This window comes from Bartonella queenslandensis AUST/NH15, assembly GCF_000312585.1.
Lineage (GTDB): Bacteria > Pseudomonadota > Alphaproteobacteria > Rhizobiales > Rhizobiaceae > Bartonella > Bartonella queenslandensis_A.
On record NZ_HE998088.1, the window covers coordinates 1 to 407 of the forward strand.

At 38.1% G+C, this 407-nt stretch carries 1 pseudogene; it reads left to right on the forward strand.

Annotated elements, in window-relative coordinates:
• Positions 1-312: pseudogene (locus BN338_RS12730) on the forward strand (SMI1/KNR4 family protein); the annotation flags it as partial.
• Between the last annotated feature and the right edge of the window lie 95 nt (positions 313-407).

The window sequence follows — 407 nt, forward strand, 5'->3', positions numbered from 1 at the left end:
TGCTAGAAAACGTGGTTTTGAAACACAGAACAGCTTGTTGTTAGCAGAACAGATTTTGGTGAAACCTTTTACTTTGATTATACGCAGTTTCAGGATGGCGAGTGTCCACTCTATCTCAAGTTTACGTCTGAAGATTGCGAATATTACGCTAGTAACTTTTATGAATTCCTTTGCAAAAGAATTAAAGAAAGCGTGGGGGCTGAGATACCTGATGGTGATCAACCGATTGAAAAGACCGAGAATACTCCCAGTCCGCAACCTATACCTTTTTACAAAAGTTTTTGGAAAAAACTATGGAGGCGGGGAAATTGATAGTGAGGAAATATTTAGCCTTTCTAGAGATCCTCAGTGTTACACAAGTAATTTTTATGAGTTTTTATGTAAAAGAATTAAAGAGCACGCCGAGG